Origin of the sequence: Sporanaerobacter acetigenes DSM 13106 (assembly GCF_900130025.1) — a bacterium.
Lineage (GTDB): Bacteria > Bacillota > Clostridia > Tissierellales > Sporanaerobacteraceae > Sporanaerobacter > Sporanaerobacter acetigenes.
In genome coordinates this window covers 39,578-49,106 of sequence record NZ_FQXR01000019.1, presented here as the reverse complement: position 1 = coordinate 49,106, position 9,529 = coordinate 39,578, and the positions used below count along the sequence as shown (strand labels likewise).

The window sequence follows — 9,529 nt, the reverse complement described above, 5'->3', positions numbered from 1 at the left end:
TGAGTTTCAATTCCTTATAGGTAGTCTAGAATCCAATTACACACCTTGATATTACTATATTCTTTCATTTTTGTCAATGTCATAAAATCAGTCTTGTTTGTTACATAGTTTTAATGTTTTTCACTATAACCATTGCAATTCCTAGATTTAAACAAAAAATAATTTGTCGTCGATCTCCAGAGGTTTTTGCACTACTATAGGTCGACGACAAATATCTTCACATGAGCTTAGGTAAAATTAAGGGAAAATTTTTAAGGTCCAGTACCTATATCATCAATTCTCCAACCGCTCTTTTCAGTTTCTTTTCTCATAATAACAAATCTAGGAAAAACTCCATTCTCTGATGTAATAGGTTCAATAAATTTAAAATCAGCTAAGACTTCGTATTCCAGTGCTTCTCCACCATTATCCATATCTCCAAATTCATTTATCTCTAACAACTCTGCACTTCTTATATTTTGATTAGCTACATCTTTTTCCTTATTAAATAGATATTGATTGTTCATATTAGATGACAAATATCTGCATAAATTCTTTCTTGTTATAGTTGCCCAAGCCATTTTAATATCATGATTATTCAATGCTTTGAAATGTTCTTTGATTATATCTTCTGGTTTCATTTTAGATAACTTTATCTCTAATTCATCATCATAATCAATATAATCTTCAATCCATTGATCCCAATCCTTGCTTGTAATGTTTTCTAATTTTTTCCTATTGAGAGAACAAGCAAAGGACTCATGTCTCCCAGCATCTATATATGCACCAATAATTTCATTATTATATTTCAAAATAATACCTCTTGCATCTCTCCTTGGTTCCATAAAATCTGGCAAAGGTTCTCTCAATCTATAAATTTCCACCACTATATTCTTTCCGAGATAGTCAGTAAAATCAGATCCAATTTCTTTAGAAAGTTCATTGTTATAGGCCCAATATATCTTAATTGGATATTCCCCAGCCTTATGTTTAAGATTGTCTGGCAATTTCTCTTTTAGAGTATTTATCCTGTAGTCAACAGTCCAGTTATATTTGTTAAATAAGTCTACCACTTGACTTTCCACATTTGTATCATACTTTGTGTATTCTTCCAAATCTTCTACATATCTAAAAAAATCATAATTAGGTACTAAGATTTTTCCTTCTACTTCTATGTATCCAAACTCATAAAGGCTGTCATATGAAAATGTAATCTCTTCTTTATTGCCATTTGCTTTAGTCAAAATCAGTTTATTATCTTTACGAGCCATTCCACTCATATCATTTGTATTTGCTCCATTTCCCAAAAACTCACTATTTTCCAACATAGATACAATATCATTGATTATCTTTTCATCTTTAATTGATACTTTATTTACTTCGCCAAAATTAGTGTTAAAAATAAGTTCAAGAGAAACTTTTCCCTTACTTTCTTTGCTGGGTAAAGTTATCAACATTATCAGAGCTATTAATACCATGCTAAATAATATAATCCAGATATTTTTGACTCTTGAAATTTTCATCACCTCCATTTTAATTTAGTAAAAATAATTAGTTATTATCCTACTTCTAATTATACCAAAAACACCCGCATTTTTTATACTATTCAGCATATCTAAGTTCTATTAATTTTTCTTATAATCTATTCTTTTTGAAAAAAGAATAAATCTTGATTTAAATACGTACAATAGAATTGTTTATATTACTAAGGAGGTATTTAGAATGGATAATCAACGTGCAAAAGATATTGTTTCTTGTCCAGTTATGGTTGATGTAACTTACAATGATATGCCAATTTATATTGAATCTGTTAACGAAAATAACAATACAGCAAAAATCCACTTTCTAGACCAGCCAGAAAATAAACAAGAAATATCTTTAAATAACTTAGTAGAACATTAAAATTAATTGAATTAGCAAATGAAATTTGATATACTATTTCTGCAAGTACAAATATGTTTTTTAAAAATTTAAAATGACAGAGTAGATAATATGCGTTAAGTGTCAAGGGATGGGACGTAGCCTTTGAACGAAAAGCAAATGCTTGCGGTATATTATCGCGTTCGCTGACACTATCAGTAATATCTTCTTTCTGATGTGGCGGACTGTCATATCTTATATGAAAGGAGGTATTTTTTTGAAAAAATTAAGTACAAGACTTATCACTATTTCAGGTTTTTTGATTGCACTCAATGTGGTATTGTCTAGATTCATCACTATTCCTGGCATTATCAATTTTGGAGGATTTCCAATTATCTTTGCCGGTATAGTATTTGGACCTATTGTTGGTGGAATTGTAGGAGCAGTAGGAGATGTAGTTAGTTTTCTAGTCAGACCAACAGGACCATTTATGCCACATTTTGTTTTGACTTCAGCGCTTACTGGGATTATCCCTGGAATACTTATGAAAGTTCTAAAAGGTGATGTAGATGAACTTCCATTTTGGAAAATATTTTTGTCCATACTTGTTGGACAAGTAATTACGTCCGTTTTGATGGTTCCTTACTTTAGAAATATTCTATTTGGACATCCACTAATTGTAACTATGACAAAAGCAGCAACTAAACAAGCTATAAACATTCCTGTTTATTCTGTATTGATAAAAGGATTAGTGGAATCACTAGCTAAAGCAGGAGTTATTAAAAAAGAATACTAAAAATATGAACACAGTGGGACGGCAGACTGCGTAGAAATGGATAACCATTCCAAGTCAATCTTTTAGTCCTATGCCGCATATAGTATAATATTGCCAAGTTGCATGGCATATTTAGGAAGTGAGGAGGTTAAATATACTCTTTTTGCTTTAAGCCTCCTCATTATTTCTTTAATTCCTAGTATATTTATTGCCCTTTTTACTGTCCCGAAGGGATGTTCTACAATCATTTGCCTTTGTTTATATAATTCTTTATTTTCTGTAGTTCTTTTATCGACCTTATCTAAAAAGTCTTGATGGATTGACCTCCTTATTCGTCTTCCCTTCTTATTTTTGGTACATTTATCTTTAAATTCACACTTGCCGCAGGCTTCAAAATTTCTGTATACTATTTCCTTTGTATTTTCATCTATAGGTTTTTGTCTTCTAGAATAGAGTTTTTGTCCTTTAGGACATATATACACGTTTTGTTCTTTATCATATTTAAATTTGTCTATATAAAATTCTGCTTCACCCGTAGCGTTTGAAAATGCCTGTTTTGAAACATATGTTATAATATTTTTCTTTTCACATTCTATTAAATCATCTACATTGTAATATCCTTTATCAGCTAAAGCTTTAAGTTCTTCTACTTCAAATGTTTCTTTTGCACTTTTTGCCATCTTGCTTAGCATTCCATGATCAGTTGGATTATTTATTACATCACAATCTACGATTAGCTTATGTTTACTATCAACTACAGTTTGGACATTGTAACATACGTTAATTCCATTATTGTTTGTAGCCATTAATCTTGTATCAGGATCGGTTGTTGATATTTCTGTTGTTTCCCCTTTTTCTATTTTCTCTTTATATCTCTCATACTTTTCTTTTCGTTCTTCAAGTTCTTTTATTCTAGATTTGATTTCTTCTTTACTTGGCTCACGATCAATAGATTCTTCAATATCATTTTCTTCAATTTCCTGCATGTATTTTTCTACCTTTTCTTCTAAATATTCAATTTTACGATCTAAACTTTTGTCATTAAAGTTATTTTTCTTAGAGTTAGAGGCTCTAAATTTAGAACCATCAACCGCTACTATTTCTTTGCCAAAAAGGTCCCACCCTTTGCAAAGGGCAACAAATTCCTTAAACACTGTGTTTATAGCATCCTTATTATCTTTTCTAAAGTCAGATATTGATTTATTATATGGTGTTAATCTTCTTAATAGCCACATTACCTCTATATTTGTTTTGGTAGCTTTTTCTAATTTTCTTGATGATGTAATTTTATTCATGTATCCATAAATATATAGTTTAAGCAAATCCTTAGGATTGTATGGAGGCCTTCCCTTATCATTTGGTTTGGAATTTTTAAATCCTAATTCATCCATATCTAACGATTTCACGAAAACATCTATTACCCTTACGGGATTATCTTCTTCAATATAATCATCTATATATTCTGGGAATGCAATTTTGCTTTTTCTATTGATACCTTCTATATATTGCATGCTACCATATCACCACTCTTTCTAATTGTATAGGTGAATTATAGCATAATTTATCAATGTTATGTCAACCAATTGTTGGATTTTCTACGCAACCTGCCGTCCCCAATGCATCGTTATGCACGTTCAATCCTCACAACACATTCTGTATGAATACTGCCAGGAAACATGTCTAGTAGTTGAATTTCTTTGACTTTGTATACACTTTCTGAAAGGTGTTTTAAATCTCTCGCTAAGGTTGATGGATTGCAAGATACATATACTATCCTTTCTGGATTCATTTCTATTATGGTATCTAGTACTTGTTTTTCACAGCCTTTTCTTGGGGGATCCACTACTATTTTATCTACCTTGATACCTTTTTCTTTTAATTCAGGCAATATTTTTTCACTGCTTCCACAGATAAATTCTACATTTTCTATATTGTTTAAATGGGCATTTTCTCTTGCATCTTTTATAGCTTCCTCTACTATTTCAACTCCATATACCTTTTTAGCTTGTCTTGCCATATAAAGGGATATGGTTCCGATACCACAGTATAAATCAAATATTATGTCCTCACTTTTCAAATCCATATATTCTTTAACTTTGTCATAAAGTATCTTTGTCTGTACTCTATTTACTTGAAAAAAGGAATTTGGAGAGATGCTAAATTTTAAATCTCCTATACAATCTACTATCTTATCTTCTCCATATAGTTTTTTGAACTTTTTCCCATATACTACTGGCCCATTTCCACTATTTATATTTTGGTATATGCTTATTATATCTTTGAAGTTTTCAGTTAGTATTCTTATGAGTTCTTTAGAATATGGAAGATTCCTTGAACCAGTGACTATTATCACCATGGCCTTGTTGTTCTCATTTGTCCTAATCCCAATATGGCGTATATTCCCAGTTTTATTTTTCCTGTCATAAGGTTTTAAATTGTATTCTTTCATGAAATTTTTTATTGTTTTTATTATTTCATTTGAGATTTCTGTTTGAATAACACAATTGCTCATGTTTGCAATATTGTAGCTTCCACTTTCATAAAATCCTATAGCAATTTCTCCATCCTTAAAACCAACAGGAATTTGAACATTGTTTCTATATCTATAGGGCTCTTCCATGCCTATGATATGTTTGACTATATTTGCATCTAATCTCCCAATTTTTTCTATATCTTTTTTTACTTTTTCTTCTTTCCATTTCAACTGATTTGTATATTTGAAAAATTGAAATGGACATCCTCCACATTCCTCTGATGTATTGCAAATAGAAGGAATTCTATGATCTGAAGGTTTTATGATATCCAATAGTTTTCCTATTCCATAGGTCTTTTTGACTTTGACTACTCTATATTTTACTATATCTCCGATTAGACCTTTATCTAAAAATATGGTGAAATTGTCTTTCTTAACTACTCCTCCGCCTTCATAATTTATATCTATCACTTCTCCTTCTAATATATCTCCAATTTTAACTGAAATATCCATAAAAAGTCCTCCTATATTTAAATATAGTATAAGTGCAAAGCGAGCCAAAGGACCATCCCTTGACTCACTTCACTAGAATCAGTATGCCTGTATTATTTATTTTATTTTGATTATTGACTAAAAAAAACTTTTTATACATTACCATTTTAAAAACAAGCTGGCACTTCCCCTTCGAATTTTATCTTCTAATCTTTTCTTTATATAATTTTTATATATTTCTCTAGTTCCAGGAAGTATCATTGTGATTCCAATTATATCTGTAACGATTCCTGGTACTATTAAAAATATTCCACCTATTATGATACTTAAACCTGTCAGCAAATCATCACCAGGTATTCTGCCTTGAGACAATTCTCTATTTATACTTGATATGACAACTTTTCCTTCACTTCTTGCCAAATAATATCCAGCTATGCCTGTAGCTATTATGAGCATAACAGTAGTCCAAAATCCCATGTTTTGAGATGCTTTAATTAAAATATATAAATCTATTATTGGCATGGCTATTATGAATGTCAATATCTTCCACATATTTATTCTCCTTTTCCCAATAAATCTTCTAATACTCTCCATTCGTCTTTGAATCTTCTTCTGAAATTTATGGGTTTCATTTCTTTATCTACAAAAGCATGTTTAGTAAAGCCTTCTACAAGTAAAGTATTGTCGATCTTTCTAAAAATTTTATAGTCCAGTTTAAGTCTTACACCTTTTAGCTCTGACAATTTCGTCTTTATAATGACCTCATCATCAAATTTTGCTGAATCTATATATTTGCAACCAGTTTCTATAACTGGAAGTAATACTCCCCTTTCTTCTAATTCTCCGCAGGGAAATCCTAATTTTCTAAAAAATTCATTTCTCCCAACTTCAAACCAAGTGAAGTAATTTCCATAATATACTACACCCATTTGATCTGTTTCTTTGTATCTAACTCTGATAGTAGTTTCATATTCCATGTTCTAACCCCCTATAATACTTTAGCTTCTCCTCTATATATAGAACCAGTGATACTGTCCACGGTTATAATATCTCCATCTTTTAAAATTTCAGTAGCTTCAGATACACCTACAATAGTTGGTATATTTAAATTGAGTCCTATTATTGCCGCATGAGAAGTAAGTCCTCCTTGTTCAGTTATGAGTGCAGAAGCTGTTCCTATATAATCCATCATATCTCTGTCTGTAGATGTACATACCAATATATCCTTTTCTTCAAACTTTTCCTTTAATTCATCTTTTGTATTTCCTACAACTACTTTTCCAGTAATAGCTTTGTTTCCTATTCCTGTACCTTTAAGCACTACTTCACTTACAGTGTGAACTTTAATTAAGTTTGTAGTGCCAGATACTCCCACTGGTATCCCTGCTGTGATGACTATTAAATCTCCTTGTTTTATGTATCCTTTTTCCAATGCACTGTGAATAGATAATTCTATTACCTCATCAGTTGAAGTACTCTTTGCTGAAAGTACTGGATAAACTCCCCATACTATAGATAATCTTCTCATTACATATGGAGATGTAGTAGCAGCTATAATAGGTGATTTTGGTCTGAATTTTGATACTGCATTTGCAGTATAGCCTGATGATGTAGCAGTGATTATAGCACTAACACCTAAATCTTGAGCCGTAGTACAAGTTGCCTTGCTTATGGCATTGGTTGTTGAAATTCCATTGGACTTAGATTTCATTTGAAGAATTTGTTTATAATCAAGAGCTTCTTCTGCTTTTATTGCTATATTGTACATAGTTTTAACCGCTTCTACAGGATATTTACCTGCTGCAGTTTCTCCTGAAAGCATGATAGCATCTGCACCATCAAATATTGCATTCGCCACATCTGTAGCTTCTGCTCTTGTAGGTCTAGGATTTCTTATCATAGAATCAAGCATTTGAGTTGCAATAATTACAGGTTTTCCTGCTTCATTGCATTTTTTAATAATTTGCTTTTGAATGATTGGAATTTCTTCAGTTTGTATTTCTACTCCTAAATCTCCCCTTGCCACCATGATGGCATCAGATACATTCAATATCTCATCTAAATTTTCTACTCCTTCTTGATTTTCAATCTTTGATATTATTTGAATATAGTCTCCATTGTTTTCTTCCAATATCCTTCTTATTTCTAATACATCCTCTGCTTTTCTTATAAAAGAAGCAGCAATAAAATCTATACCATTTTCTATCCCAAACAATATATCATTTACATCCTTTTGAGTGACAGCTGGTAGATTGATTTTTACACCTGGTACATTTATACCCTTATGGTCGCTTAATGACCCACCATTTTTAACGATACATTCAATATCAGTATCATTAGCAATCTCCTTTACTTCTAGTGCTATAAGTCCATCATCAATCAGTACTCTATCTCCTACTTTTAAATCTTTTGGTAGATTCTTATAACTCACTCCTACTATAGTAGAATCTCCAATTATGTCTCTTGTAGTCAATGTAAATATTTGACCATCTTCTAATATTACATCACTATCTTTAAACTTGCCAGTTCTTATCTCTGGCCCTTTTGTGTCAAGTATTATACCAATAGGTAAATCCATTTCAGTTCTAACTTTTTTTATAGTATCTATTCTCTTTTTGTGTTCTTTATAATCTCCATGAGAAAAATTAAGTCTTGTGACATTAAGTCCAGATGATATAAGTTGTCTTAAAATTTTTTCATCTTCTGAAGTAGGCCCTATTGTACAAATTATTTTTGTCTTCTTCATATTTTCACCTCACTATATTATATAGATAGTATTCTTGCTATCTCATACATATCCTTTCTAAAAACTCTTTTTTGAGAAAGAGCCTCATCAAAATCTAAATCTATTATTTGATTTTGTCTTACACCTACTGCTCTTCCCGCTTTACCTTCTAGCAGCAATTCTACAGCTCTGTATCCCATTTGACTGGCCATGATTCTATCAAATGATGTAGGTGTTCCTCCTCTTTGTATATGTCCAAGTATTGTAACTCTCGTTTCTGCACTAGTTTTTTCTTCTATTTCTTTTGCCATTTCATATGCATTTCCTACACCTTCAGAAAGAACTATTATACTATGAAGCTTACCTCTGTTTCTGCCCTGAATAAGTTTTCTACAAACTGCATCTATATCTGTATTTTCTTCTGGAACAATTATACTTTCTGCACCACCAGCAAGTCCTGCATAAAGGGCTATATCTCCACAGTGTCTTCCCATTACTTCTACAATATTTGCCCTACCATGGGAACTAGAAGTATCCCTAATTTTGCTTATAGCATCTACCACAGTTTCAACAGCAGTATAAAATCCTATAGTATAATCCGTATATCCCATATCGTTATCTATAGTACAAGGAATTCCAATAGTTGGGATACCCTTGTCACTTAAAGTTTTTGCTCCCTTAAAGGAACCATCTCCACCTAATACTATTAACCCATCAATATTGAATACTTCTATAATATTTAATGCCTTATTTAGTCCATCATCTGTGGCAAATTCATCACATCTAGCAGTTCTAAGTATAGTTCCTCCTCTATGAATAATATCTGCCACACTTGAAAGATTCATTTCTTCAATATTTCCATTTATAAGTCCATTATACCCTTGTTTAATACCCAATATTCTTACTTGATTATAAATACCAGTTCTTACTACAGCTCTTATTGCTGCATTCATTCCTGGAGCATCTCCGCCACTAGTTAATACACCAATAGTTTTCATGTTTTTCCTCCTCTAATACTGTATTAAATTATTCCTAAATCTATTAAAAAAGATTGTACTTCTTCTGCTTCAAATTCAGGAGCAAGTATTTCATATAAAGTACTATCTCCCTCTTTTGAGAATGTGTTCATTTTAACTAAAAACCCCTCCTCTTTCAGTAAGTCCTCTATTTTTTTTGCTCTATCATATCCTTCTGCTACATATATTGCAGTCCACATTTTCTCGCA

At 31.4% G+C, this 9,529-nt stretch carries 10 protein-coding genes and 1 riboswitch; of the genes, 2 read left to right on the top strand and 8 right to left on the bottom strand.

Annotated features, from left to right (window positions below; all coding sequences use genetic code 11):
• Nucleotides 1-251: 251 nt before the first annotated feature.
• Nucleotides 252-1,502 carry a DUF4830 domain-containing protein gene (locus BUA21_RS13130; RefSeq protein WP_072745294.1) on the bottom strand — a complete coding sequence of 417 codons (1,251 nt, stop codon included), beginning with the start codon at nt 1,500-1,502 and terminating at the stop codon, nt 252-254.
• Nucleotides 1,503-1,701: 199 nt separating this feature from the next.
• On the opposite strand from BUA21_RS13130, the gene BUA21_RS13125 reads away from it, so the two are divergent.
• A complete protein-coding gene (locus BUA21_RS13125) occupies nt 1,702-1,881 on the top strand; it encodes an H-type small acid-soluble spore protein (protein ID WP_072745293.1) in 180 nt (59 codons plus the stop codon).
• Nucleotides 1,882-1,956: 75 nt separating this feature from the next.
• Nucleotides 1,957-2,050: riboswitch (THF riboswitch) on the top strand.
• Between the two features lie 66 nt (nt 2,051-2,116).
• Entirely contained in the window at nt 2,117-2,635 is a 519-nt protein-coding gene (locus BUA21_RS13120; RefSeq protein WP_072745292.1) for a folate family ECF transporter S component, read from the top strand.
• Between the two features lie 68 nt (nt 2,636-2,703).
• Here the strand turns inward: BUA21_RS13120 and BUA21_RS13115 are convergent, their stop codons facing one another.
• The 7 genes from BUA21_RS13115 to BUA21_RS13085 form a co-directional block, all read right to left on the bottom strand.
• Nucleotides 2,704-4,125 carry an IS1182 family transposase gene (locus BUA21_RS13115; protein ID WP_072745291.1) on the bottom strand — a complete coding sequence of 474 codons (1,422 nt, stop codon included), beginning with the start codon at nt 4,123-4,125 and terminating at the stop codon, nt 2,704-2,706.
• Between the two features lie 113 nt (nt 4,126-4,238).
• Nucleotides 4,239-5,600 (bottom strand): 23S rRNA (uracil(1939)-C(5))-methyltransferase RlmD, encoded by a 1,362-nt coding sequence (rlmD, locus tag BUA21_RS13110; RefSeq protein ID WP_072745290.1) that lies wholly within the window; start codon nt 5,598-5,600, stop codon nt 4,239-4,241.
• Between the two features lie 138 nt (nt 5,601-5,738).
• The gene (locus tag BUA21_RS13105) at nt 5,739-6,131 is read right to left on the bottom strand and encodes an FxsA family protein (protein WP_072745289.1); all 393 of its coding nucleotides are present in this window, start codon (nt 6,129-6,131) and stop codon (nt 5,739-5,741) included.
• Nucleotides 6,132-6,133: 2 nt separating this feature from the next.
• Entirely contained in the window at nt 6,134-6,556 is a 423-nt protein-coding gene (locus BUA21_RS13100) for an acyl-CoA thioesterase (protein ID WP_072745288.1), read from the bottom strand.
• Between the two features lie 11 nt (nt 6,557-6,567).
• On the bottom strand, nt 6,568-8,325 hold the full coding sequence (gene pyk, locus BUA21_RS13095; RefSeq protein ID WP_072745287.1) for a pyruvate kinase: 1,758 nt from the start codon (nt 8,323-8,325) through the stop codon (nt 6,568-6,570).
• A 17-nt stretch (nt 8,326-8,342) separates the two neighbouring features.
• On the bottom strand, nt 8,343-9,302 hold the full coding sequence (gene pfkA, locus BUA21_RS13090; RefSeq protein ID WP_072745286.1) for a 6-phosphofructokinase: 960 nt from the start codon (nt 9,300-9,302) through the stop codon (nt 8,343-8,345).
• A 23-nt stretch (nt 9,303-9,325) separates the two neighbouring features.
• The gene (locus tag BUA21_RS13085; RefSeq protein WP_072745285.1) at nt 9,326-9,520 is read right to left on the bottom strand and encodes a hypothetical protein; all 195 of its coding nucleotides are present in this window, start codon (nt 9,518-9,520) and stop codon (nt 9,326-9,328) included.
• Between the last annotated feature and the right edge of the window lie 9 nt (nt 9,521-9,529).

Bases quoted from the DNA above. Each gene is read 5' to 3' on its own strand.
- BUA21_RS13130 (WP_072745294.1), bottom strand. From the start codon at position 1,502: ATGAAAATTTCAAGAGTCAAAAATATCTGGATTATATTATTTAGCATG.
- BUA21_RS13125 (WP_072745293.1), top strand. From the start codon at position 1,702: ATGGATAATCAACGTGCAAAAGATATTGTTTCTTGTCCAGTTATGGTT.
- BUA21_RS13115 (WP_072745291.1), bottom strand. From the start codon at position 4,125: ATGCAATATATAGAAGGTATCAATAGAAAAAGCAAAATTGCATTCCCA.
- rlmD (WP_072745290.1), bottom strand. From the start codon at position 5,600: ATGGATATTTCAGTTAAAATTGGAGATATATTAGAAGGAGAAGTGATA.
- BUA21_RS13105 (WP_072745289.1), bottom strand. From the start codon at position 6,131: ATGTGGAAGATATTGACATTCATAATAGCCATGCCAATAATAGATTTA.
- BUA21_RS13100 (WP_072745288.1), bottom strand. From the start codon at position 6,556: ATGGAATATGAAACTACTATCAGAGTTAGATACAAAGAAACAGATCAA.
- pyk (WP_072745287.1), bottom strand. From the start codon at position 8,325: ATGAAGAAGACAAAAATAATTTGTACAATAGGGCCTACTTCAGAAGAT.
- pfkA (WP_072745286.1), bottom strand. From the start codon at position 9,302: ATGAAAACTATTGGTGTATTAACTAGTGGCGGAGATGCTCCAGGAATG.
- BUA21_RS13085 (WP_072745285.1), bottom strand. From the start codon at position 9,520: ATGTGGACTGCAATATATGTAGCAGAAGGATATGATAGAGCAAAAAAA.